The sequence below is a fragment of the Herbiconiux sp. 11R-BC genome (assembly GCF_049472555.1).
Classification (GTDB): domain Bacteria; phylum Actinomycetota; class Actinomycetes; order Actinomycetales; family Microbacteriaceae; genus Herbiconiux.
Genome location: NZ_JBCEBO010000001.1, coordinates 210,611 through 234,444 on the forward strand (window position 1 = coordinate 210,611; position 23,834 = coordinate 234,444).

Below are 23,834 nucleotides of genomic sequence, written 5' to 3' on the forward strand. Positions count from 1 at the left end.
CCAGGGGCACGCTCCGGCGCGATCGGGGGCCGAGCGCGGTACCGTAGTGGCAACGACGCGAGAGGACGGGGAGATCGTGCGCAAGTACATCCTCAACAGCAGCATCATCGGAGCGGTCATCGGCGGGTTCTCCGCCGTGCAGGCCACACGCAAGGGGCCGCGCGACTGGCGGCTCATCCTGATGTGGGTGAGCTGGGGCATCACCGTGGCCCTCGCCGTCGGCAGCGTCCTCCAGGCCGACGACGACGCCCGCGAGCTCGAGGAGGCCTGATGATGTACGGGGGCGGGCCCGGCGTCCTGCAGCTCCTGCTCAGCGTCGTCGGCGGCGTCATCTCCGTGGTCGCGGCCGCCGTGGCGTTCATCGTGGTGGTGGGGCTGCTGTTCCTCCTCGTGCGCTTCCTCTGGTTCGGCACCCGCGCCGCTCAGCTCTACCTGCTGAAGAACGGCGAGCCGGCGAAGTTCCAGTGGCCTGTGACGCCCGTGGGCGAGCAGACGACAGAAGCACCCGCCGAGACGGGCGCCGCAGGGCCGGTGGCGGATGCAGCGCCCCCGGTTCCCGACAACGCGGCGCCGGTTCCCCCGGCGGCAGCGCCGGGCTCCCCCGCCCGTGCCCCGCGCAAGCCGAAGGCGGCGCCGGAAGCCGGCGAGTCGCCGGAGACGCCTGGCGCGTAGCAGCCGCTACGGCCGCCGTTCGTCGCGCCCGGCCGTCTCGATCGGTCCGGTGAACAGGGTCGCGCGCCTGTCGGCGTCGCGGTCTCCGTGGAACAGGCCCGAGGCATCCGGGTCGCCGGCGTGCGCCCGACGCGCGATGTCGGGCTCCTCGTCGATCACCCGCACCCGCTGCCGCGGGATGGACTGCGGCGAGCTGCGGTAGAGCCACGCGATCATCTCCTCGCGGATGAAGCAGCGCAGGTCGAAGAGCGTCGGGGCGTCGACCGCGGTCACCAGGATGCGCACGCGCACGAAGCCGCCCACCGCATCCGTCACCTGCAGCACCGAGACCCGCTGGTCCCACAGTTCCGTGCGGGCGAGGACCCGCTCGAGCTCGCTCCGCATCTCCCCCGGCGTCACCCGCCAGTCGAGGTCGAACTCCACCGAGCCGAGCAGCTCGGAGTTGCGCCGGGTCCAGTTCTGGAACGGCTTCGAGGTGAAGTACGTGCTCGGCAGCACCATGCGCCGGTCGTCCCAGATGTGCACGACGACGTAGGTGAGGGTGATCTCCTCGATGCGGCCCCACTCCCCCTCGACGATCACCACGTCGTCGACGCGCACGGCGTCGCTGAACGCGATCTGCATGCCGGCGAAGACGTTGCCGAGCGTCGACTGGGCCGCGAGGCCCGCGATGATCGACACCAGGCCCGCCGAGGCCAGCACGCTCGTGCCCACCGCCTGGGCTCCCGGGAAGGTGAGCAGGATGGCGCCCAGCGCGAGCACGACGACGACCACCATCGCGAGGCGGCGCAGGATGAGCACCTGCGTGCGCAGGCGCCGGGCGATGCGGTTGTCGGGTCGGTCGATGGTGTACCGCACGAGCGCCACGTCTTCGAGGAAGAGCACGAGCGCGCAGAGCAGCCACGCGCCGATGGCGATCGTGACGATGAGGAAGGCCTGGTTCACCGCCGGCAGCCAGTCGCCATCCGGGAGGGTGACCGATACCGCCGACCAGAGGAACACCACGAGCAGGAACAGCCGGAACGGCACCCGCGCCCGCCGGATGAGGGCGTTCGGCCACTTCGTCTTGCGCGCGGCGAGCCGCACGATCAGGGCGACGAGCGCGGTCACCGCCAGGGCGAGCACGAGGGCGAGGGCGGCGGCGATCGCGAGGGCGAGCCAGGTTCGTTCGACGGGCATGGTGTCCTTTCCGGGAGGGCGGATGACGACGCGGGCGCCGGTGACCGAAATTCCAGCCTAATCAGCGCATTGCTCATCGCAACGCGGCGTGTCGATTCCCCGCAGGCAACCCCCAGGACGCACACTGTTCACACGGCGGGGTTGCGAGAGGAGCGGCGATGATCGGCTGGAGGCGGCGCGCGAAAGCGGCTCGTGAAAGCACGGTCAGCCCGGAGCGGCTCTACGAGCTCGTGAACCAGACGCTGATGGAGAACTTCGGGCCGCTCGGCTCCTACGCCATCACCATGCGCAGCGTCAGCGACACCGACGACATCTTCCACACCGCGCTCGCCAAGTCGGTCTCCCACGACATCGTGGCGAACCTCGCCGAGCACGGCATCGCGATGCGCGCAGCGAGTGCCCACGCGGGGCCGGCCCCGCTCCCGCTCGCGCCGGTCGAGAACGTCTTCGTGCCGCGCCAGCTGGCCCGGGCCGTCTCGCGAGCCGTGCCGGCCTACCCGGCGGTGGCGCCCGGCATCGCGATCGGCGCGGCCCCACTCATCGACGGCCCCGACCCGCGCGACGACGACGCGCTGCGCTCGCTCGTGGCCCACCACGCCGAGGTGACCGAGGCGATGGCTCAGAAGGCCGCCGCCTCCGACATCGCCATCTGAGGCCCCGAGGTCTCGCAGGACAGCACTCGCAGCACGGCACGCTGCAGCCTGGCGGCGCGGCGCACCGCGCTCACCACCGGCGGCTCAGCCGACCGCACCCCAGGCATCCGGCCCCTCGCTGCCCGCGGGATACTCCTCGAGCGGCACCTCGTCGGCCTGCCAGGCCGCGATGACCGGGGCCAGGATGCGCCAACCCTCCACCGCGGAGTCGCCGCGCACGCTCAGGGTCGGGTCGCCGTCGAGGATGCCCGCGAGCACTTCTCGATAGGCCAGGAGCTGACCGTCGCCGAAGGTGGCGTCGAGGCTCACCCGCTCGAGTTCGTAGGGGTCGCCGGGGCCGTTGATGTCCAGCTCGAGCGACATCGCGTCGGGCGCCAGGAAGATGCGGAGCACCGTGGGCGTGTTCGCGCCGGTGAGGCCGACGGGCAGCTGGGGCGAGGGCTTGAAGGTCACGACGATCTCGCGGCGGCGCTGGCCGAGCGCCTTTCCGGAGCGGAGCAGGAACGGCACCCCCTTCCAGCGCCAGGTGTTGATCTCGAGCACGACCTCGGCGAGGGTCTCGGTCTCGCGCGCCGGGTCGACGCCCTGCTCGTCGGCGTAGCTCGGCAGCTCGCGGCCGTCGATCGTGCCCGCGGTGTAGCGCGCGCGCTTGCTCGAGGCCTTCGGGTCGTCGTCGTACAGGTGTGTCGCCCGCAGCACGATCTCCTTCGCGTCGCGCAGATCGGCCTGTCCGAGGGTCGAGGGCGGCTCCATCGCGAGCACGGCCATCACCTGCAGCAGGTGGCTCTGGATCATGTCGACGAGCGCACCCGCCTTGTCGTAGTAGCCGGCGCGTCCTTCCAGACCCAGCTCCTCGTCGTAGATCACGTCGATCGAGGCGATGTGGGAGGCATTCCACACCGGTTCGAAGATGCGGTTGGCGAAGCGCAGGCCGAGGATGTTGAACACCGTCGAGCGGCCGAGGAAGTGATCCACGCGGTGGATCTGGTTCTCGGGCACGAGCTTCGCGAGCTCGGCGTTGAGCTTCTCGGCGCTCGGCACGTCCATACCGAACGGCTTCTCGAGAGCGAGGGTGATTCCGGCCGGGAAGGGCACGCTCTGCAGCGTCACGACCACCTCGGCGGCCACCGCAGGTGGCAGGGCGAAGTAGATCGCGGGAGTTCCGGATGCCAGGCCCAGCACCTTCTCGAGCTCGGCCGGGTCGGTGACGTCGGCGTTCACGTAGCGGGTCGACGTCAGCAAAGCGTCGACCGCGGGGCCGGATGCCTGGCACTCGCCGAACGACTTCGTCACGAGCGCCCGCCACTGCTCGTCGGTCCAGTCGAGGCCACCGACCCCGATGAGTTCGAGGGTGCGCTCGGGCTGCGCGGTGAGCAGCTGCCCGAGACCGGGGAGCAGAAGGCGGGCGGTGAGATCTCCGCTCGCGCCGAAGATGAGGAGCGTGTCGACCCGTTGCGTCATAGCTGTCACAGTAGCCCAGCCGGGAAGACCGACGGGTGAACACGCGGACGGGCCGTCGGGCCGGCTCGGAGCACGAGCAGAGGCGACCACCCGAAGGCCGCCCCTGCTCGCTGATCATCACTTCGGGAGCCGGCAGGAGGAACTGACGAGTGAACCAACCGAACGCGACGAACTCCCGGAACCGTGATGATCTGGCACAAGGCCGATCTCATTCTCCGCGCCCCGCGCCGCCCACCGTGATGAGTAGTTGCTACTCAGCGACGCGCAGCTCGGTGAGCTCCGCCATCAGCTCGCGCCGGCCGGTGATGCCGAGCTTCTTGTAGATGCGGGCCAGATGGTTGTCGACGGTGCGCACCGAGATGCCGTACTCCGCGGCCAGCTCCGCGCTCGTGCGGTGCGCCGCCGCACCGGAGGCGAGCTGCCACTCCCGGTCGGTGAGCGGCATCACCCGCGGGTGCGACGAGCCGCGCCGGTGCGACATCGAGACCCCGGTGCGCACCGTCCAGGAGTCGGCCAGCCGGTGCGCGTGCGAGGCTCGCACCAGATCGGCGCCGGAATGCTCCGCCACCCAGCGCGCGGCGTCGATCGCGGGGCCGAGCAGGCCTGCCTCGGCGAGCTGCTTCGCGATCGGCAGCACGTCCTGCCGGGCCACGATCGCGCGGGCGTGCGACTCGCACAGCGGGAAGGCGTGCCCGGCGGCCATCAGGTGGGGAAGCATCACCGCGGCTCCGACCGCGGGGTCGATGCGCACCGCCTCGTAGGCCGTGAGAGCCGCGAGGTAGAGGTGGCCGTTCTCGACCGCGCGGTGCAGCGCCGGCCCGAGACTCCGGATGGCGAAGCCCGGCCGGCCGGCCGAGGCCGACACCCACGCCCGGGCGAGGGCCGCGTAGAGCTCGACCTTGGGATCGCCCGTCTCGGCCGGCGTCACCTGGTCGAGCCAGCTGCGCGCGATGGCGAACCGGCCGGTGCGGGCCGCGATCGCGGCGGAGAGCGCATCCGCCGAGGGCAGCAGCCCGGCGATGTCGCGCCAGACCAGGTCGCGGCGCCCCTCGGAGATGAGCTTCCAGGCGCGGGCGGGCGAGCCCGTGTGCAGCTCGATCATCGCGAGCACGAACTTCCACATGCCGCGGGCGCTCGGGTTCACGTCGTCGGCCCGGCGCAGGTTCTCCCGCGCCTCGGCCCGCGCCTCGGAGAAGCGGCCGGTGAACGAGAGCACGAGCACCTCCGAGAGCTCGAGCAGGTCGCGCGCGTTCGGCAGCACGTCGAGGAAGCGGTCGCACTCGCCGAGGCCGCGCTCGACGGCCTGCCCGGCCAGGGCGAGGTTGCCGCCCATGGTGTGGATGGTCGCCGTCATGATCAGCAGGTTCAGGTCGCCCGCCGTGGCGACCGGGCCGAGCACCGAGAGCTCGCCGACGTCGGCCGGCACCCCGTGGCCGGCCATCAGCCGCCATTTCACCAGGTCGGATTCGAGCTGCGCCCGCAGCGCCGTGTCAGCGATCTCGTCGAGCATCGGCTCGATCCGCGCCACGGCGAGGTCGGGCCGCAGCATGCGGAACGCGAGGTGGTTGCCCTCGGCCTGCGCGAGCCGGGCGAGGAAGCCCTCGTCGGGCTTGTCTCCGGCCGCGGCGAGCGCCGCCCAGGCGGCGGTGAAGTGCTCCGAGGCGTCGCCCGCGCGGCCCACCTGCGAGAGCGACTGAGCCTGCACGTATTCGCCGGCGGCACGCAGCATCGCGTCGTCGTCGCAGGCGCCGACGGCGTGCCGGCCGAGCGCGATCGCCGTGGTGTAGCGGCGGTCGCGCAGCTCGCCGTGGGCGAGGTCGAGCAGCAGGCGTGGCGCAACCCGCTGGCCGGCGTTCAGCTGCAGCAGCGAACGGCGCACCCGGTGCTCCGGGTAGCCGTCGAGCATGTCGGCGCCGGCGGCGCAGAAGTTCGACCGCCAGAGCGCGGAGAGCGTGGCGAGCACCACGGGCGAGTAGAGCGGATGCGCGAGGCTCACCCAGACGCGGCCGTCCTCCAGGCGAGTGGTGACGAAGCCGGCCGCCTCGGCCTGCTGGGTGCCGCGCTCCGAGACGCCCGAGGTGCCGCCCTGCTCGACCGGCAGATCGCCGGCGACGGCGAGCACCGTGATGAGGTCGGCCACGAGCGGGGCCGTGCGCAGCGGATCTCCCGGCAGCGACTCCACCACGGCCTCCGACACGTAGGGCCAGCTCTCCCGCCAGGCGCCCGCGTCGTCGCAGAGGTCGGTGGCGCCGACGGCGGCGTCGGCCAGATGCACGAGCGTGCGGGTGCTGCCGGCGGCCAGTCGCACCATCTCGTCGGCGGCGAGCGGGCCGACGCTCGGGCCGAGCCGGTCGGTGATGACGGCGTGTGCATCCGAGGCGGCGAGCGGCGGCAGCTCGATCGTGACGCCGGCGTGGCGCAGCAGGGCGGAGCTGCTGGCGCACGGCTCGCCGCCGATGCCGCGGGTCGCGCGCACCACGAGCATGCCCGCCACCCCGGTGGCGGCCACCTGCTCGAGCACGCCGAGGCTCGCGGCGTCGAGGAGTTCGACGTCGTCGACCACGAGCAGCACCTCGGGGCGGCTGAGCGCGCGATGCAGCCGCACGATCGCGGGCCCGTCGATCTCGCTGCCGCCGAGCGAGGCGAGGTGAGGCGCCAGCGCCCCGATCGGCAGCTCGGCCAGATCGGCGTTGCCGCGCACCCAGACGATCTCCCGGCGGTCGGCGAGGGAGGCGGCGAGCGCCTCGGCGAAGGCCGTGCGGCCCACTCCGGGGCGCCCCGACACGAGCACGACCGCCCGGGGCGAGGTGCGGTCAAGGCACGCGAGTGCCTGCTTGAACTGCTTGTCGCGGCCGTGCAGCCGGCGCCCGCAGGAGATCTTCGGAATGGGTCGGTGGGACATGGGATGAGTTCTTTCTCTTCACGTCGCGACCGGGTTCGTCGCGACCCATCGGGCGGAGGAGCTCGTCGGTCGGGCCGTCGGGTCGACGCGTACTCCTGAGTAGGTTCTACTCACGAATCGCACCGCGATGCGGCTTCCACCGTCGGAATACGTAGTGCATCGAGGATGGGTACGTAGTCCCGACCCCTCCACGGGGTCGCCAGGGTCAGGAGCGCGAAGGCTCGGGTGTGCGGCGCTCGGCCCGCAACGAGAACTGCGCCGGGGCCCGCACGCCTTCCGTGAGGTCGGCGAGGTAGCGGCCGACGACCGGGGTGAACTTGAACCCGTGCCCGGAGAAGCCCGCACCGACGGCCACGGGGCCCACTCGATCGATCACGAAGTTGCCGTCGCGTGTGGTGGTGTACGTGCAGCTGATCTCGCTGAACGCGTCGGGGTCGGCGCCCGGCAGCCACTCCCGCACGTAGCGGCGGAGGGCCGCGAGCTGCCGCGGCTCGCTCGTGAAGGTGCGCGCATCCGGATCGGTGATGGGCCCGCTGCCGTGCCAGCCGGCCTTGATCCCCTCGCCCGGGGTCTGCATGCCGTAGACCGGTGAGCGCCAGTACCCGTAGGAGGCGTCGTCGGGACGCGGAGCATGGTTGAACCCCGGCCAGACCGACGCGCCGCCGTCTCGCTCGGCGAAGTGCGCGGGCTGCTCCTGGGTGACGGTGAGGTGCGGCAGGACGAGGGGTCGCCCGAGCAGCCGGGTGGTCCAGGCGCCGAGGGTCACGACCAGCCGGCGGCTCTCGTAGGCCTCGGGCTCGCCGAGCAGCTCGCCCCGCGCATCCGTGCGCTGCACCTCGATGCGCGCCAGCTCGTCGCCGAGGATGCGGATGCTCGTCACCCGCGCGAGATGGTGGACGTCGGCCCCCTGCGCCCGGGCCGCGTTCTGGAAGGCGGCGACGGCGGCATCCGCGTCGAGGCGCCCGGCCTGCGGGGTGTGCAGCACGCGCCCGTCGAAGCGGATGCCCGGCCACCGTCGGCCGGCCTCCACCGCATCGAGGACCTCGGCGTCGAAGCCGAACCCCGGAAGGGATCGCGCGACGCGGTCGAACTCCGGCAGGTGCCCGTGGTTCACGATGCCGACCTGCTCGAGCAGCCGCGTGCCCGTCTCCGCCTCGAGCTCGCGCCAGGCCGGGAGCGCCTCGGCGAGCATCCGCAGGTAGACCGGATCGGGGTAGGAGAGGTTGAAGTTGCGTGAGGCACCGTGCGACGCCCCCTGGCGGTGCCCGGGGGCGAAGCGCTCGAAGAGCGCCACCTCGATTCCGCGGCGCGCGAGCTCGTAGGCCGCGGCCGACCCCATGGCTCCGCCGCCGACCACGATGGTGTCGAGGTACTGCGTCATCGTCGGTCGTCTCCGGGCTCGGAGCCGGCCAGCGCCGGCTGCCCCGCGAACTCGAGCGGGCGGGGATCGCGGAACCCGGCCGGCTCGGCCTGCGGGTCGCGGTCGCTGCCGTCGCTCGCCAGTCCGGCGAGCCGGGTCAGGAGGGCACGCGCGACCCGGTCGTTCTCACGGAAGGACACGGCGTTCGTGCGCGGCCGCGAGAACGCGCCCACGAAGGGCGAGTTCGTGTAGGGGCCGACGGCGTAGCTGCGCTCGGCGGCGTCGCCGGAGCCCTGCACCACCCGGCGATCCCGCTGCCGCACCGTGAGGCGCCCGGTGGGCACGGCGTACTCGGCGTCGCGGGCGATCTCCTCGAGGGCGGCCCCCGATTCAACCAGCACCCGGAGCAGGGCGTTGTCGCTGCGGGCGATGCTCGTGTCGGGCAGCCTCGCATCGACCAGGGCGGCAGCCGTGACGACCTCGCCGTGGTTCGCGCTGCGTGCGCGGAAGCATCCGTTCTGCGGATCGGTCTCGACCGTCATCTCGCCGCCGAGGAAGCGCACCACACCGGCCTCGGAGAGCGCGAGCAGTTCCTCGAGCCGGTGCGCGGGCGGCCCGCTCGCGATGAAGCTGAAGTAGCCGAGCCACCAGCCGTGGATGTCCTCGACGCGCGAGCGGGCCGTCCACTTGGGCGAGGCCACGAGGTCGGCGAAGGCGAAGAGGGCGTTCAGCAGGGCGATGAACAGCCCCAGGGTGGCGCTGTGCTCGGGGAGGGTGCGGAGCTCGAGGTCGCGTTCGATGTACTCGCGCACCGCGGACTGGAGGGCGTCGACGCCGTCGAACACGGCACCGGAGAGAGGGCGGTCCAGCTCCGGCAGGAAGAGGCGGTCGATCTCGTGCGTGACGGACTCCTCGATCAGCGCCGTGAGCACAGCCGCATCGGCGAGCACCCTCGCCCGCTCGCCGTCGGAGAGCTCGGGCAGGGCGTGGCCCCGCGTCGCCCGGCGCGGGCGCGGGCCCGGGGCCTCGGACCGGCTGGAGGCGGGACCGGCCTGCGCGAGGATGGCCGCTCGGGGGTCGAGGCGCTCGAAGCGGGCGGCGAACTCCTCCCAGCCGAGCGAGACCCGCTCGGGGTGGCCCGTGAACAGCTCGCGGTAGTAGCCCCAGAGCATCTCCTGGGCGATCAGCGGCCACACGTCGGCGGCGAAGTCGAGCGAGTCGAGCTCGTCCTCGAGCCGCGCGGCGACGGCGGGCGTGAAGAAACGGGGCGCCGGCGGCGCACCGGCCAGGGAGGAGCCGATCTTCGAGTGGTAGGGCACTCCCCGCCGCGACCCCACGACGATCCGCGGCTCCGCGCCCGACGGCCGGTAGCGCAACCGGCCGCCCTCGCGTTCGAAGCTCCCGCCCCGGCCTTCGGTGAGCAGCACCACCAGATCGACCGCCGCGAGTCCGAAGCCGCGCACGAGCACCTGCTGGCCCGGCGCGAGAGCCCGGGTGTCGGCATCGGCCGTGAAGGCGGGCGGCAGATAGTAGAGCTCGTGCCGGCTCGCGAAGTCGATCAGCCGGGCGTGCTCGGGCTCGGGGTCGGCGCCGGTGTGGCCGAGGGAGTAGAGCACGAGGTCGACTCTCAGCTGCTCCCCCGAGTCGAGCTCGACCAGCTGGCTGCCGTCGGGCGCCGTGATCACGGCATCCGCCGAGGCCCGGTGCTCGTGCACCTCGACGCGGTCGCCGAGCAGCTCGAGGGCGTGCTCGTGGAACCAGCGGAGGTAGAGGCTCTGCAGGCGGCGAGTGGGGAAGCTCGAGGGCTGCAGGTGCTCGAGCTCGGCCCGCAGGCGCTCGTCGAGCTTTCCCGCCGGGATCCCGATGCGCCCGGCACGCACCTCGGCCGCCCAGTCGACGAGCGAGGGGCCGGGCAGCACCGGGCCGTCGATGACCGAGCTCTCGTCGGTGAACATCGTCACGTCGGCGGCCATCGAGTTGAGCTTGAGCAGCGGCGACTGCTCGTAGCGCCAGATGCGCCCCGGGCCGGCCGGATGCGGGTCGATGAGGTGCACGGCGAGCGGCTGCCCGCTCGGCCACAGCTCCTGCAGGTTGGCCGCGATCCGCTCGAGCACGCCCACTCCCCGGGGACCGGCGCCGACGACCGCGATGGAGGGGGTGCGCGGGGCAGGGGCGAGCGAGGGCGAGAGTGCGTCGGGCATGCCACAACTGTCGTCACTGCTTCCACCCGGCGTGGGCTATGTGACAGAGCGTGACGCGCATGACGAATTGTGAACCTCCGCCGTTGGCGCCGAGGCGGACGCCGACCTAGCGTCGGGCAATCGATCCCGCCGCAGACCCCTCGGCCCGCCGGCGGTCGCCACCCATGGAAAGGAGCGCACCGTGCCCATCGAATTCCTCGGCATCGCCGCGACCAACGACGGAAGCGAGACGCGCGCACGCAGCGGCCCGAGTTTCGACAAGGACTACACGCTGCGGCTCGCCCGGGCCCACGAGGACAACGGCTGGGACCGCATCCTCTTCGCCTACCACTCCGGCTCGCCCGACCCGGCGACCGTCGCCGCGTTCATCGCCACCGAGCTCGACCGTCTCCAGCTCCTGCTCGCCCACCGCCCCAACGTGTCGGCGCCCACGCATGCCGCCAAGGTGGTCGCGACCCTCGACCAGCTGAGCGCGGGCCGGGTCAACGTGCACATCATCACCGGCGGATCCACCGCGGACCAGGCGGCCGAAGGCGACCACCTGCCCAAGGACGAGCGCTACGACCGCACGGGCGAGTACATCCGCATCCTCAAGCAGGCCTGGACGAGCCGCGAGCCCTTCGACTTCGAGGGCGCCCACTACCGGCTCGAGAACTTCGTGAGCGACGTCTGGCCCGTGCAGCAGCCGCGACCGCAGGTGTCGTTCGGCGGGTCCTCCGCCGCGGCCTACGCGATCGGCGCCGCCGAGAGCGACATCTACGCCCTCTGGGGTGAGCCGCTCGCCGACACCGCCGAGCAGATCGCCACGATCACGGATGCGGCCCTCGCGGCCGGCCGGCCGTCGCGACCGCGCATCCAGGTTGCCTTCCGCCCCATCCTCGGCGCCACCGAGGAGCTCGCCTGGGCGAAGGCGGAGCGCATCCTCGGCCGGATCGAAGGGCGCACGCAGGCGCTCTCCGCTCAGCTCGGCGACCTCCGCTCGCCCGAGAACGCCGGCTCGCAACGGCTGCTGTCGATCGCCGACCGCGGCGACCGCTTCGATCGGGCGCTCTGGACGAAGGTCTCCGCCGCATCGGGAGGCCGGGGCAACTCCAACGCCCTCGTCGGCACCCCCGAGACCGTCGCCGCCGCACTGCTGGACTACATCGACCTCGGTGTCGACATCATCTCGGCCCGCGGCTACGACTACGTCGACGACACCATCGACTTCGGACGGTACGTCATCCCGCTCGTGCGCGAGGAGGTCGCCCGCCGCGACGCCGCGGCGGCCGCGGAGAGCGCGGAATCCACGGGCGTCGCGAGCGAGAAGGAGCCGGGTCGTGTCGCTGCTTGAGAACCGGCCGGCACGGAACGCCGGGTCGCCGACCGAGAAGCCGGAGCATCCGCCCGTGACCGACGAATTCGTCTACGTCGCCGCCGACGACCCGCTGGCGCGCCCCCTGCTCGAGCAGCTGGCCGAGGAGTACGACTCCCGCTACGGCAGCGCCTGGGGTGAACCGGCGTCGGTGGAGATCAACCGCTATCCGGTGGAGGAGTTCGCCCCTCCGCGCGGCGCCTTCCTGCTGCTGCTGCGCGACGGCGTTCCGGTCGCGGGCGGCGCGTTCAAGACCTTCGACGAGAACACGAGCGAGCTCAAGCGCATCTGGACCTCGGCGCAGCACCGCCGTCAGGGGCTGGCCCGGCGCGTGGTGCGCGAGCTCGAGGAGGAGTCGCGGCGCCGCGGCTTCGGCGTGGTGTACCTCACCACCGGCCCGCGGCAGCCCGAGGCGCAGCGGCTCTACTTCGAGTCCGGCTACACGCCGCTGTTCGACATCACGCTCACCCCCGACGAGGTGATCGTGCACGGCTTCGCCAAGTCCCTCACCGAGGAGCCCCTCGACGTGAGCGGCATCCAGCGCCGCCACGACGAGTCGCTCGCGGAGTTCTACGCCGGCCTGCCCGGTTCGCAGGAGAGCTTCCGCGACGCGCTCCCGGGCCGGCCGGAAGGAGACCGCTCATGACCTCCGCCCTCGAGCGCCCCGAGATCGCCGACGCCCCGCCCGAGGCCGGCACCGCGGCATCCGTCCCTCCCGGCATCGACCTCCGGAAACTGGCCGAGCGCAAGGTGGTGCCGCTGCGGCATCCGCTGCGCTGGGTGGTGACCGCGCTCGTTCTGGTGCTGCTGCTGAACTTCGGCCAGACACTGTTCACCAACCCGTCCTGGGAGTGGCAGAAGGTCGGCCAGTGGCTGTTCAGCCCCGCCATCCTGAAGGGCCTCCAGCTCACGCTCCTGGCCACCGCGATCAGCGCCGTCGTGAGCTTCGCGGGCGGCATCGTCGTGGCGCTCGCGCGGCTCTCCGGCAACCCGGTGCTCAGCACGCTGAGCTGGCTCTACATCTGGCTGTTCCGCTCCGTGCCGCTGATCCTGGTGCTGATCTTCCTGTTCAACCTCGGCAACCTGTACCCGACGGTGGGCATCGGCGTGCCGTTCGGCCCGCAGTGGGCCGTGCCCACCTTCACGGTGCTGTCCCCGCTGGTGCTCGGCGTGATCGGGCTCAGCCTGTCGGAGATCGCCTACAGCGCCGAAGTGGTGCGCGCCGGCATCCTCGCCGTCGACCAAGGGCAGCTCGAGGCCGCGAAGGCCCTCGGGATCCCCAGCCGCCGGCAGTTCTCGCGCATCGTGCTGCCTCAGGCGCTGCGCTCCATCGTGCCGGCCTATGTGAACCAGATCATCGGGCTGATCAAGGCGAGCTCGCTGCTGTTCTACGTGTCGCTGCTCGACCTGTTCGGCGTGGTGCAGAACCTCGGCAGCACCTACCCGACCGACATCATCCCGCTGCTCGTGGTGGCCACCATCTGGTACCTGGTGCTCACCAGCGCGATCTCCATCGTGCAGTACTACATCGAGCGGTTCTACTCCCGCGGCTCGGTGCGGGAGCTGCCCCTCACGCCGCTGCAGCGCGTGCGCCGCAGGCTCGCCGGCATCCGCAGCACCGTTCAAGGGAACACCCTCGCATGACCGTCGCCATCGACATCCACAACGCCACCAAGCGCTACGGCGACAAGACCGTGCTGAAGGGCGTCGACCTCACCGTCGACGCCGGGACGGTGACCGTCATCCTGGGGCCGTCGGGCTCCGGCAAGTCGACGCTGCTGCGGGCGATCAACCATCTCGAGAAGCTCGACGAGGGCTACGTGGCCCTGAACGGCGAGCTCATCGGCGTGCGGGTGCACGGCGACCGGCTGAAGGAGCTGCGTGAGAAGGACATCCTGCGACAGCGCGCGAAGATCGGCTTCGTCTTTCAGAACTTCAACCTGTTCCCGCATCTGACGATCATCGAGAACGTCAGCGAGGCTCCGATCTCGCAGGGCGTGAAGGCGAAGGATGCGCGGGAGCACGCCCGCACGCTGCTCGCCCGCGTGGGCCTCGCCGACAAGGAGGACGCCTACCCCCGGCAGCTCTCGGGCGGCCAGCAGCAGCGCGTGGCCATCGCCCGTGCACTGGCGCTGGAGCCCGAGGTCATCCTCTTCGACGAGCCCACCTCGGCGCTCGACCCGGAGCTCGTCGGCGAGGTGCTGAGCGTCATCCGCACCCTCGCGGGCAGCGGCAAGACCCTCATCGTCGTGACGCACGAGATCGGCTTCGCCCGCGAGGTGGCCGACCGCGTCGTGTTCGTCGACGAGGGTGTGATCGTCGAGGAGGGCACTCCCGACGAAGTGCTCTCGAACCCGCGGCACCGCCGCACCCAAGACTTCCTGAGCAAGGTGCTCGCCTGAGCCCTGTGTTCTGAAGGCGCGCGGAGCCCGCGCGCACCGTCCATCCCCCACACACAGCAAGGAACCACTCATGACCATCGTCACCGCCTCCCGGCTCCGAACGATCGGAGCGCTCGCCACCGTGGCGCTCCTGGCCGGCGGCCTCGCCGCCTGCTCCGGCTCGGCCTCGGCCACCGACGAGACCGCCGCCGCCTCCGGCACCGTCACCGTCGGCGCGCACTCCAACGGTGCCGCCACCGAGACCGAGATCTCGGTCTCCACCGTCGACTCGATCCGCAAGACCCTCCCTCAGGCCGTGCTCGACAGCGGCGAGCTCACGATCGGAGTCGGCGCGCTCCCGGCCGGCTTCCCCCCGCTCGCCTTCACGGGCGACGACAACGAGACCCTCACGGGCTCGGAGCCCGACCTCGGCCGACTCGTCGCCGCGGTTCTGGGTCTGAAGCCCGTCGTGAGCAACTCCACCTGGGACAACCTCTTCGTGGGCATCGACACCGGCGCCACCGACGCCGGCTTCTCGAACATCACCGTCACCGAGAAGCGCAAGGAGAAGTACGACTTCGCCTCCTACCGCGGCGACAACCTCGCGTTCCAGGTGCTGGCCTCGAACAAGTGGGAGTTCGACGGGAACTACGAGAACCTGGCCGGCCTCACGGTGGCCACGGGCTCCGGCACCAACCAGGAGAAGATCCTGCTCGCCTGGAAGTCCAAGCTCGAAGCCGAGGGCAAGACGCTGAACGTCGTGTACTTCCCCGACGCAAACTCCGTCACCCTGGCGCTGAACTCGGGGCAGATCGACGCCCAGTTCAACCCGAACCCGGGCATCGCCTACCAGAACACGCTCTCGCAGGGCGGCGCGAACCCCACCCGCACGGCCGGCGTCTTCTCCGGCGCCGGTGAGACCCTCGACGGCCTCATCGCGGCGACCACCAAGAAGGGCTCGGGTCTGGCGCAGCCGATCGCGGACGCGATCAACTACCTGATCGAGAACGGCCAGTACCAGCAGTGGCTGGAGGCCTACGACCTCAAGAACGAAGCGGTCAAGACCTCGCTCGTGAACCCGCCCGGACTCCCGCTCGACAACAGCTGAGCGCAGCGTTCGTCAGTTCGCGAACAACCCCACGACCCCGTCGAAGGCACCGGCCCTCGGCGGGGTCTCGTTCGTGGCGGTCGCGGACCCTGCGGCCGGCCGCGGTGCGACGCGCTCCGGATGCGGCGCCCCGAGATGACCGCGCAGGGTGCGGGTGTCGTAGTCGGCGCGGAAGAGGCCCCGTTCCACGAGCAGCGGCACCACCAGACGGGTGAAGGCCTCGAACTGCTCGTGCAGGTAGGCGCTCTGCACGGTGAATCCGTCGGCGGCGCCGGCGCGGAACCAGGTCTCGATGTGGTCGGCGATGTCGGCGGGGGAACCGACCACGATCGGCAGGGCGAACAGGCGCGCCACCAGGAGGTGCCGGTAGCTCACGGGCCGGGAGCCGCCCGGCGTGCGCCCGGAGCGCCGACGCGCCGTCTCGAGAAGGCGTGCCCCCGCCGCGTTGAAGCGTTCCGCATCCGCGGCGCTCACCACGTCGTCGAGCTCGCGTGGCAGCAGGGGCACGCCCACGATGCGCCGGATGTGCGAGGCCGTGCGATCGGCCGGCACCTCCGGCGGAGCGCCGGCCTCCACCACGGGCACGAGAGCGACCAGGCGGTCGTAGATCTCCCAGGCCTCCGCGCGGCTGGGCGCCACCACGGGCAGGAGGGGCACGACGACGGTGACGGCGCCGGGCTCGCGCCCGGCCGCGGCGGCCGCGGCGTGCACCTCCCGCACGATCGCGGCGCCTTCTCGCAGGCCTCCGGGGGAGATCATGTGCACCTCGGCGTGCTCCGCGGAGAATCGCCGGGCGCGCGAGGAGATGTCGGCGTGCACGATCGGCACCTGCCCCTGCAGCGGGCGGGGCGCGAGCCCCGGGCCCGCGACCCGGAAGTACCGGCCGGCGTGGTCGAGCGCCGACACACCGGCCGGGTCGACGAGGGTCGCGGAGGCGGCGTCGGCCACGAAGGCGTCGTCGCTCCAGCTGTCCCAGAGCGCGCGCAACACGGCCAGGTACTCCTCGGCGACGTCATGACGGTTGTGCCCCGGGCCCGTCGGCGCCTGGTCGGCGGCCTCGCCGTGCTCGGTGCCGACCGTCAGGTTCAATCCGAAGCGGCCGGCGCTCAGGCGGTCCAGCGACGCCGCCGTGCGTGCCGTGGCGACGGGGTCGCTGTGGCTGGTGTTGACGGTGGCGACCAGCCCGATACGGCTCGTCGTTGCGGCGAGGAATCCGGCCGAGGAGAGAGGGTCGACCCGCCCGAGGAGGTAGGGATCGGTGAATGCGAGATCGAGGCTGCCGGAGAGCCAGTCGCCGAAGAACAGGTAGTCCAGGTGGGCGCGCTCGGCCTCCTTGGCCAACCGCTTCAAGGCCTGGGGATCTCTCGCCGGGTCGCGGTGGGCGCCGTCCATGCGCCACCCCGAGGGGAAGGCGCCGAGGGTGCGCACGGCTGCGCCGAGCACGAGCCGGCCCTCGCGCGGTGGAAGGGATTCATCGACGCTCATGCTGAACCGGCCTTCTGGACTCGACGTGCGCGGGGCAAAACGCACACCCCGGACATCGAGCATGCGCAGATCATCGGGCTGCCGGCGCGAATGTTTCAGACTGTGGCGTCATGTTCCGATTCGTTACCGCGGGGCTGCCGTGCGCATCCGGAGCCGTGGTCGGCTCGTTCCATGACACGGAAACTGCATCTCGCCGTCGCACTCGACGGCACCGGCTGGCACCCCGCATCCTGGCGCGAGCCCGCCGCTCGGCCGAGGGAGCTCTTCACCGCGGGATACTGGCTCGACCTCGTGCGCACCGCCGAGCGGGCCGGCATCGACTTCGTGACCATCGAGGACTCCTTCTCGCTGCAGTCGTCGGCATTCGGGGCCGCCGACGACCGCAGCGACCAGGTGCGCGGCCGGCTCGACGCGCTGCTCGTGGCGTCGTACCTCGCCCCGCTCACGCACCGCATCGGGCTGGTGCCCACGGTCACGGCGACCCACACCGAGCCGTTCCACGTGGCCACCGCCCTGCAGACGCTCGACTACGCGAGCGAGGGGCGAGCGGGCTGGCGCGTGCAGGTGTCGTCGTCGCCCGTCGACGCCGCGCTGGTGGGGCGCCGCACCTTGGAGCCGCTCGATCTCGAGGCGCACCGCCGCGGCGAGGGCCAGGATGCGGTGCGCGCGCTCTTCGACGAGGCCGGCGAGGTGGTCGAAGCCGTGCGCCGCCTCTGGGACAGCTGGGAGGACGATGCGATCGTGCGCGACGTCTCGTCGGGTCGGTTCCTCGACGGCGACAAGGTGCACTACACCGACTTCGAAGGCCGGTTCTTCAGCATCAAGGGCGCCTCGATCGTGCCGCGCTCCCCTCAGGGCCAGCCGCCGGTGACGGCGCTCGCCCATGCGACGATCCCCTACGAGCTCGCGGCCGCGCACGCCGACGTGGTGTACGTGACGCCGCAGTCCCCCGAGCACCTCGACGCCATCCTGGCGGAGGTGCGCGACGCCGAGGCGCGACTGCGCCCGGCCGGCCGGCCTCCGCTGCTCGTGTACGCCGACCTCGTGGTGCTGCTCGACGACACCGCCAGCGGCGCCGAGGCGGAGCTGGCCGCGCTCGACGAGCGGGCCGGGGAGCCGCTGAGCTCCGATGCGCTCGTCGTGGCCGGGACTCCGGCGGCACTCGCCGAGCGACTGCTCGACGGGCAGCGCCACGGTCTCGACGGATTCCGGCTCCGGCCGGCGCGGCTGCCCGCCGACCTCGACGCGATCGCCGACGCCCTCGTTCCGGCGCTGGAGGCCGCCGGGGTGCGTCCCGCGTCCGCGGCGAGCGCCGGCGCCGGCGCCACGCTCCGCGACGCCCTCGGCCTCGTTCGACCCGACAATCTCTTCACGACACAAGCCGCCCCCTCGCGCGGCTCGGAGGTGCCCGCATGACCGCGTCATCCACCCAGGGGCTCCGCCAGGTGCACCTCGCCGCCCACTTCCCCGGGGTCAACAACACCACGGTGTGGAGCGATCCGCGCTCGGAGAGCCAGGTGGCCTTCTCCTCCTTCCGCCACTTCGCGCAGAACGCGGAGCGAGGCTTCTTCGACTACCTGTTCCTGGCCGAGGGCCTGCGCGTGCGCGAGCACAAGGGCCGCATCTACGAGGCCGACGTCGCGGGCCGGCCGAACACCCTCGCCATCCTCGCCGCGGTCGCGGCCGTCACCCACGACATCGGTCTCGTGGGCACCCTCAGCGCGACGTTCAACGAGCCCTACGAGCTCGCGCGTCAGCTCGCCACCGCCGATCACCTGAGCGGCGGGCGCATCGGCTGGAACATCGTCACCACCTCCGACGCGTTCCACGGTGCGAACTTCCGGCGCGGCGCCTACCTCGACCGCGACGACCGCTACCGTCGAGCCGCCGAGTTCCTCGAGGTGGCGACCGGGTTCTGGCAGAGCTGGGCTCCGGATGCGGTGCTCGCCGACAAGGAGGCCGGCGCCTTCCTCTCCCCCGACGGCATCCGGAGCGTCGAGCACCACGGCCCGCAGTTCGACGTGGCGGGCCGGTTCACCGTGCCGCGGAGCCCGCAGGTGCGCCCGCTCATCGTGCAGGCCGGCGACTCCGCCGACGGGCGCGACTTCGCGGCGGAGCACGCCGACGTGATCTTCTCGTTGCACAGCGAGTTCGCCGACGCCCAGGAGTTCTACGCCGATGTGAAGGGGCGTCTGCCGGCCCTCGGGCGCGACGAGGACTCGCTCAAGGTGCTCCCGGCCATCGGCTTCGCGCTCGGCAGCACCCGGGCAGAGGCCGAGGAGAACGCCCGCGAGATCGCGCTGGCGCAAACCTCCGGCGCGACCGCGATCGCCTTCCTCGAGCGCATCTGGGGGCGCGACCTCACGGAGTACGATCCCGACGGGCCGCTCCCGGAGATCGACCCGGATCCCACGGGCGCCGGCATCACCCAGGGCCGCGCCAACAACTCGGCCGATCCGAAGGCCACCGCCGATGCCTGGCGCGCCCGGGCCGAGGCGGAGAGGCTGAGCATCCGCGAACTCGTCATCGCGCTCACCGCACGCCACGCCCTCGTCGGCACACCGGGGCAGGTGGCCGAGGAGATCACCCGTTTCGTGCAGGAGCGGGCCTCCGACGGCTTCGTGATCGTGGGGCACACCAACCCGTACGGCCTCGACGAGTTCGTCGACACCGTGGTGCCCGAACTGCAGGAACGCGGTGTCTACCGTGACTCCTACGGCGCAGGAGACTCGCTGCGCCACACACTCGGCGTGCGCGAGTACGCCTGAGCCCGGGCAACCGGTGGCGACCGGCGGCGGCCGAAGCGATGGGGGGCGGCCGCCGCCGGCATGCACGGCCGGGCCGGGCTGCCGTTCAGCGCGCCGCGCCCGCCCGCCCGCCGGTCAGCGTCGCTCGCCGAGGAAAGTACGCACCACATGGTCGAGTGCGGTGACGGTGAGCTCGAGCGACTCGAGATCGATGCGCTCGTCTTTGCCGTGGAAGAGCCGGCGGAAGGTGCCGTAGTCCCAGCGCCGGCTGAGCACCCCGAAGCCGTAGGCCGGCACGCCGCGCCGCCGGTAGAAGCGGCCGTCGGTTCCACCGACGCCCAGCATCGGCACGAGCTCGGCTCCCGGCTGAGCGCGCTGCACCGCATCCTGCAGCACCTCGTAGAGTGGGGTGCCGGTCGGCGACGCCGACGACGCGCCGAAGTGGTCGCCCTCGATGGTCACGTGTTCGAGCAACTCGCCGAGCGCCTCCCGGAGGTAGCCCTCGACGTCGTCGGCCGAGACACCGGGCAGGATGCGGATGTCGAGCACGATCTCCGCCTCGCCCGGAATGACGTTGGCCTTCTCTCCCGCACGCACGATGTTCGGTGAGATCGTGGTGTGCGTCGAGGCGTGCGCGAATCCGGCCAGAGCTCCGAGAGACGGCAGCTCGCCCACCAGCCGCTGCGGATCGAGCAGCCGCTCGCGCGCCGCCTCCTCCACCGCCAGCGCCTCCACGTAGGCGCGCCAGTGCGGCGTGATGACGGTGGGCGTCGGGAAAGCGGCCACCCGCCGCACGGCCTCCGCGGCGAGCACGGCGGCGTTCTGCGCGCCCCACGGCGCCGAGCCGTGACCCGGGGTGCCGGTGACCCGCAGCACACGAGCCGCCCCGCCCTTCTCTCCCACCATCACGCCGATCCCGGGCTTCTGCCCCACCGCTGCGCCGCCGGACTCGGTGAGCACGAAGTCGGCGTCGATGAGGTCGAGCCGGTTCTCGGTGAGCCACTCTACGCCGAACCGGCTGCCGCTCTCCTCGTCGGCCACCGCCGCGAACACGAGATCGCCGCGCGGCCGGAACGGCGCGCCCGCCGCCGTGCCCTGGGCGATGGCCCTGGTGACGACCGCGTAGGCGGCCGTGAGGTTCAGCATGTCGATGGCGCCGCGGCCCCAGAGCACTCCGTCGACGATCTCGGCGCCGAACGGGTCACGCTGCCACGCGGCCGACTCGACCGGTACCACGTCGGTGTGGCCCACCAGGGCGAGCGAGGGGGCCGAGCGGTCGGTGCCCTCGATGCGCAGCACGAGCGAGGCGCGCTCCGTATGCGGTTCCACGACCACGCCGTCGAGCCCCGAGCCCTCGAAGAAGCTCTGCAGGGTGCGCACGGTGCGCAGCTCGTGCCCGGAGCCGGGCGTGCCGTCGTTCACGCACCGGTTGCGGATGAGTGTCTGGAGGAGTTCCGTGGTCTGCCCGGCGAGGGAAGCGGTGCGCGTCGTCATACACCACAGCAACGCACATCCGCGCGGGAAGGGCACCCCGCCCGTCACATCGTTACGCCGCAGCACGAATTGTTGCGCCCGCGCGTCGACGGGCGTGGACGACTTCGTACGGTGGCGGCATCCCTTCCCTGCACCTAGGAGAACCATGACCTCGCACCTCCGACGCCTCACGGGGGCTCTGGCCCTCGGCAGCGCCGCGCTCCTCGCCCTCGCCGCCTGCGCCGGCTCCGACGCCACGGCCGGTTCCACGGCTTCGGCCGAGGCCGCCGTCGACGGCGGCAACCTCACCTTCGCCATCTCGGTCGACAGCCACTGCATCGACCCGCAGCAGGTCGGAAACAACGACGCCATCGCGATCGCCCGCCAGACGGTCGCCTCCCTCACCATCCAGGATCCCCAGACCGGCGAGATCAAGCCCTGGCTCGCCGAGTCCTTCACCGTGAACGACGACGCCACGAGCTTCGCCTTCACCCTCAAGGACGGCCCCACCTACGCCGACGGAAGCCCGATCGACGCCGAGTCGGTCAAGACCAACTTCGAGGCCATCCGGGCACTCGGCGCCAAGGCGGTGCTCGGCTCCACCTACCTCTCCGGAGTCTCGAGCATCGACGTCGTCGACGCGCAGCACGTCACCGTGAACTTCTCAGCCCCGAGTGCGCAGTTCCTGCAGGCGACATCCACCTTCAGCCTCGGCCTCCTGTCGCCCGCGACCGCGGCCGTGAGCCAGGAGGACCGGTGCGCAGGCAAGTACATCGGCTCCGGTCCGTTCTCGGTGAAGAGCTACACGCCCGACCAGGAGGCCGTGCTGGAGAAGCGCGCCGACTACGACTGGGCGCCCGCCGACGCCGCGCATCAGGGCGCCGCGCACCTCGACACCATCACCTACAAGGTCGTGCCCGAGTCGGGCAACCGCACGGGCAGTCTGCAGTCGGGCCAGATCGATGCGACGGCCGCCATCGCGCCCACCGATCTCACGCTCTTCCAGAGCGGCGGGTACACGACCGTGAACCGCGCGAACCCGGGCGTGGTCTACAACCTCTACCCGAACGAGTCGACCCCGAAGCTCGCCGACGAGAACGTGCGTGTGGCGATCTCGAAGGCGATCGACCGGGATGAGATCACCCAGACGCTGCTCACCGCCGACGACGTCGACGCGCAGGCCGTGCTCTCGTCGACCACTCCGCTCTTCGCCCCGCAGTCGAACCTCGTGTTCGACCCGGATGCGGCCAAGAGCCTGCTCGAGAAGTCGGGATGGACCGTGGGTTCCGACGGAATCCGTGAGAAGGGCGGCGAGAAGCTCAGCTTCCTCGTGACCTACTGGCAGTCCCCCAAGGAGGTGCTCGAGCTCGTGCAGCAGCAGCTGCGCGCGGTGGGCATCGACCTGCAGCTGAAGTTCGCCAGCATCGCCGACGTGCAGGCCGCGGCCGCGACCGGCACCCAGGACTTCGGCTACGGCAACCTCACCCGCGCCGACCCCGACGTGCTGCGCACCGTCTTCTCGGCCCGCGGCACGCAGAACAACAACCACCGGGAGCCGAGCGAGGTCGACGACGTGCTCGACGCCCAGGCCGCCACCACCGACACGGTGGCGCGCCAGAAGCTCGTCGACCAGGCGCAGCAGCTCCTGATCGCGGAGGGCCACTCCATTCCGATCTACCAGCTCTCCACCACGATCGTCGCGGCCGACACCGTGCACGATCTGAAGTTCGAGGCCTCCAGTCGGCTCGACTTCTACGACACCTGGATCTCGCAGTGACGTCCCGGGGCGTCTGAGCGCACCGACCAGCCGCCACGACCCGGCCGGCCCGCCTCCGGGCCGGCCTCCGACAGGAACAGGATGAGGAACCTCCCGTGAACCGCTACATCGTCAAGAGGCTGCTGCAGGGCGTCTTCGTGCTCTGGGCCGCGTACACGCTGTCGTTCCTCATCCTGTATCTCCTGCCGGGCGACGCCGCGGCGGTGCAGGCGGGGGCGCAGGACGCCGGGGTCGACCCGGCCCTCGTCGAGAAGCTGCGCGCCGAGTACGGCCTCGACCGCCCGCTCTGGGAACAGTACGCCGTCGCGCTCGGCAAGGCGCTGCTGCTCGACTTCGGCAACTCGACCCAGAGCGGGCAGAGCGCCCTCTCCACGGTGCTGGCGGTGCTTCCCGAGACCTTCGCGCTCGCAGCCGCGGCGCTGCCGCTCGCCGTCGTGTTCGGCGTCGGCATCGCCCTCGCGAGCACCTTCACCCGCTGGAACTGGCTCCGCCAGGCGCTCTCGGCGCTCCCGCCCCTCGGCATCGCCGTGCCGGTGTTCTGGGTCGGCCTGCTCCTGCTGCAGTTCTTCTCCTTCCGCCTGCGGCTGTTCCCCTCGATGGGGAACGAGGGCGTCGCGAGCCTCGTTCTGCCGGCCGTCGCCCTCGCCATCCCCACCGGGGCCTTCATCTCGCAGATCCTCGCCCGGAGCCTCCGGCAGACCCTCGAGCTCCCCTACATCGAGCAAGTGCGCGCCAAGGGGGCCAGCGAGACCCGCGTGCAGTTCGGCCATGCGCTGCGCAACGCGGCTCTGCCCACCCTCACCCTCACCGGGGTGCTCGTCGGTCAGCTGCTCGCCGGCACGGTCGTGACCGAGACCGTGTTCTCGCGGGTCGGCGTCGGCCGGCTCGTGGTCTCGGCCGTGAACAGCCGGGACATCCCCGTCGTGCAGACGGTCGTCGTGTTCGCCGCTGTGGTGTTCGTGCTCACGAGCCTCCTGGTCGATCTGCTCTACCCCCTGCTCGACCGCCGCATCTCGCTCGCCGGCCCCTCGCTCGTGGCCGCCTGATGCCGCACCTGATCCATCTGAATCGGAGGTTCTCC

Annotated in this window: 19 protein-coding genes; 12 read left to right on the forward strand and 7 right to left on the reverse strand. The window is 71.7% G+C overall.

Annotation, left to right across the window (positions count from 1 at the left end; all coding sequences use genetic code 11):
• Positions 1-46: 46 nt before the first annotated feature.
• Together VD659_RS00965 and VD659_RS00970 are read left to right on the forward strand one after the other, a co-directional pair.
• Positions 47-271 (forward strand): hypothetical protein, encoded by a 225-nt coding sequence (locus VD659_RS00965; RefSeq protein ID WP_423259230.1) that lies wholly within the window; start codon positions 47-49, stop codon positions 269-271.
• The gene (locus VD659_RS00970) at positions 271-672 is read left to right on the forward strand and encodes a hypothetical protein (protein ID WP_423259231.1); all 402 of its coding nucleotides are present in this window, start codon (positions 271-273) and stop codon (positions 670-672) included. Before VD659_RS00965 ends, VD659_RS00970 begins: the two co-directional genes overlap by 1 nt.
• Positions 673-678: 6 nt before the next feature.
• Here VD659_RS00970 and VD659_RS00975 read toward each other — a convergent pair whose 3' ends face one another.
• A complete protein-coding gene (locus tag VD659_RS00975) occupies positions 679-1,851 on the reverse strand; it encodes a mechanosensitive ion channel family protein (protein WP_423259232.1) in 1,173 nt (390 codons plus the stop codon).
• A 158-nt stretch (positions 1,852-2,009) separates the two neighbouring features.
• On the opposite strand from VD659_RS00975, the gene VD659_RS00980 reads away from it, so the two are divergent.
• Positions 2,010-2,504: a hypothetical protein gene (locus VD659_RS00980; RefSeq protein WP_423259233.1), complete on the forward strand. Its 495-nt coding sequence runs from the start codon at positions 2,010-2,012 to the stop codon at positions 2,502-2,504.
• A gap of 84 nt (positions 2,505-2,588) precedes the next feature.
• On the opposite strand, the gene VD659_RS00985 is transcribed toward VD659_RS00980, so the two are convergent.
• The 4 genes from VD659_RS00985 to VD659_RS01000 all read right to left on the reverse strand — a co-directional run bounded on the left by VD659_RS00985 (position 2,589) and on the right by VD659_RS01000 (position 10,428).
• Positions 2,589-3,965, reverse strand: a complete 1,377-nt coding sequence (locus VD659_RS00985) for a glucose-6-phosphate dehydrogenase (RefSeq protein WP_423259234.1) — start codon at positions 3,963-3,965, stop codon at positions 2,589-2,591.
• Between the two features lie 250 nt (positions 3,966-4,215).
• Positions 4,216-6,867, reverse strand: coding sequence for an AAA family ATPase (locus VD659_RS00990; protein ID WP_423259235.1), 2,652 nt, complete (start codon positions 6,865-6,867; stop codon positions 4,216-4,218).
• Positions 6,868-7,072: 205 nt separating this feature from the next.
• Positions 7,073-8,248, reverse strand: coding sequence for an FAD-dependent oxidoreductase (locus VD659_RS00995; RefSeq protein WP_423259236.1), 1,176 nt, complete (start codon positions 8,246-8,248; stop codon positions 7,073-7,075).
• Positions 8,245-10,428 (reverse strand): FAD/NAD(P)-binding protein, encoded by a 2,184-nt coding sequence (locus tag VD659_RS01000; protein WP_423259238.1) that lies wholly within the window; start codon positions 10,426-10,428, stop codon positions 8,245-8,247. The genes VD659_RS00995 and VD659_RS01000 overlap by 4 nt, the downstream gene beginning before the upstream one ends.
• Positions 10,429-10,609: 181 nt before the next feature.
• Between VD659_RS01000 and VD659_RS01005 the strand changes: the two genes are divergently transcribed.
• From VD659_RS01005 to VD659_RS01025, 5 genes are all read left to right on the forward strand, one after another.
• Entirely contained in the window at positions 10,610-11,761 is a 1,152-nt protein-coding gene (locus VD659_RS01005) for an LLM class flavin-dependent oxidoreductase (RefSeq protein ID WP_423259239.1), read from the forward strand.
• 55 nt (positions 11,762-11,816) lie between these two features.
• Complete coding sequence (locus VD659_RS01010; RefSeq protein ID WP_423259240.1) at positions 11,817-12,428, forward strand: GNAT family N-acetyltransferase; 612 nt, start codon at positions 11,817-11,819, stop codon at positions 12,426-12,428.
• Positions 12,425-13,426, forward strand: a complete 1,002-nt coding sequence (locus tag VD659_RS01015; RefSeq protein WP_423259241.1) for an amino acid ABC transporter permease — start codon at positions 12,425-12,427, stop codon at positions 13,424-13,426. Before VD659_RS01010 ends, VD659_RS01015 begins: the two co-directional genes overlap by 4 nt.
• Positions 13,423-14,184 (forward strand): amino acid ABC transporter ATP-binding protein, encoded by a 762-nt coding sequence (locus VD659_RS01020; protein WP_423259242.1) that lies wholly within the window; start codon positions 13,423-13,425, stop codon positions 14,182-14,184. Before VD659_RS01015 ends, VD659_RS01020 begins: the two co-directional genes overlap by 4 nt.
• A gap of 70 nt (positions 14,185-14,254) precedes the next feature.
• Complete coding sequence (locus VD659_RS01025) at positions 14,255-15,271, forward strand: transporter substrate-binding domain-containing protein (protein ID WP_423259243.1); 1,017 nt, start codon at positions 14,255-14,257, stop codon at positions 15,269-15,271.
• A 12-nt stretch (positions 15,272-15,283) separates the two neighbouring features.
• Here the strand turns inward: VD659_RS01025 and VD659_RS01030 are convergent, their stop codons facing one another.
• A complete protein-coding gene (locus VD659_RS01030) occupies positions 15,284-16,756 on the reverse strand; it encodes an NtaA/DmoA family FMN-dependent monooxygenase (RefSeq protein ID WP_423259244.1) in 1,473 nt (490 codons plus the stop codon).
• A 171-nt stretch (positions 16,757-16,927) separates the two neighbouring features.
• Here VD659_RS01030 and VD659_RS01035 point away from each other — a divergent pair, with 171 nt between their 5' ends.
• Complete coding sequence (locus VD659_RS01035; RefSeq protein ID WP_423259245.1) at positions 16,928-18,172, forward strand: LLM class flavin-dependent oxidoreductase; 1,245 nt, start codon at positions 16,928-16,930, stop codon at positions 18,170-18,172.
• Entirely contained in the window at positions 18,169-19,524 is a 1,356-nt protein-coding gene (locus VD659_RS01040) for an NtaA/DmoA family FMN-dependent monooxygenase (RefSeq protein WP_423259246.1), read from the forward strand. Before VD659_RS01035 ends, VD659_RS01040 begins: the two co-directional genes overlap by 4 nt.
• A gap of 114 nt (positions 19,525-19,638) precedes the next feature.
• Here the strand turns inward: VD659_RS01040 and VD659_RS01045 are convergent, their stop codons facing one another.
• Positions 19,639-20,997 carry a M20/M25/M40 family metallo-hydrolase gene (locus VD659_RS01045; protein ID WP_423259247.1) on the reverse strand — a complete coding sequence of 453 codons (1,359 nt, stop codon included), beginning with the start codon at positions 20,995-20,997 and terminating at the stop codon, positions 19,639-19,641.
• Between the two features lie 145 nt (positions 20,998-21,142).
• On the opposite strand from VD659_RS01045, the gene VD659_RS01050 reads away from it, so the two are divergent.
• Both VD659_RS01050 and VD659_RS01055 read left to right on the forward strand, forming a co-directional pair.
• Positions 21,143-22,753 carry an ABC transporter substrate-binding protein gene (locus VD659_RS01050; protein ID WP_423259248.1) on the forward strand — a complete coding sequence of 537 codons (1,611 nt, stop codon included), beginning with the start codon at positions 21,143-21,145 and terminating at the stop codon, positions 22,751-22,753.
• Positions 22,754-22,848: 95 nt separating this feature from the next.
• Positions 22,849-23,799 (forward strand): ABC transporter permease, encoded by a 951-nt coding sequence (locus VD659_RS01055; protein ID WP_423259249.1) that lies wholly within the window; start codon positions 22,849-22,851, stop codon positions 23,797-23,799.
• Positions 23,800-23,834: the final 35 nt, after the last annotated feature.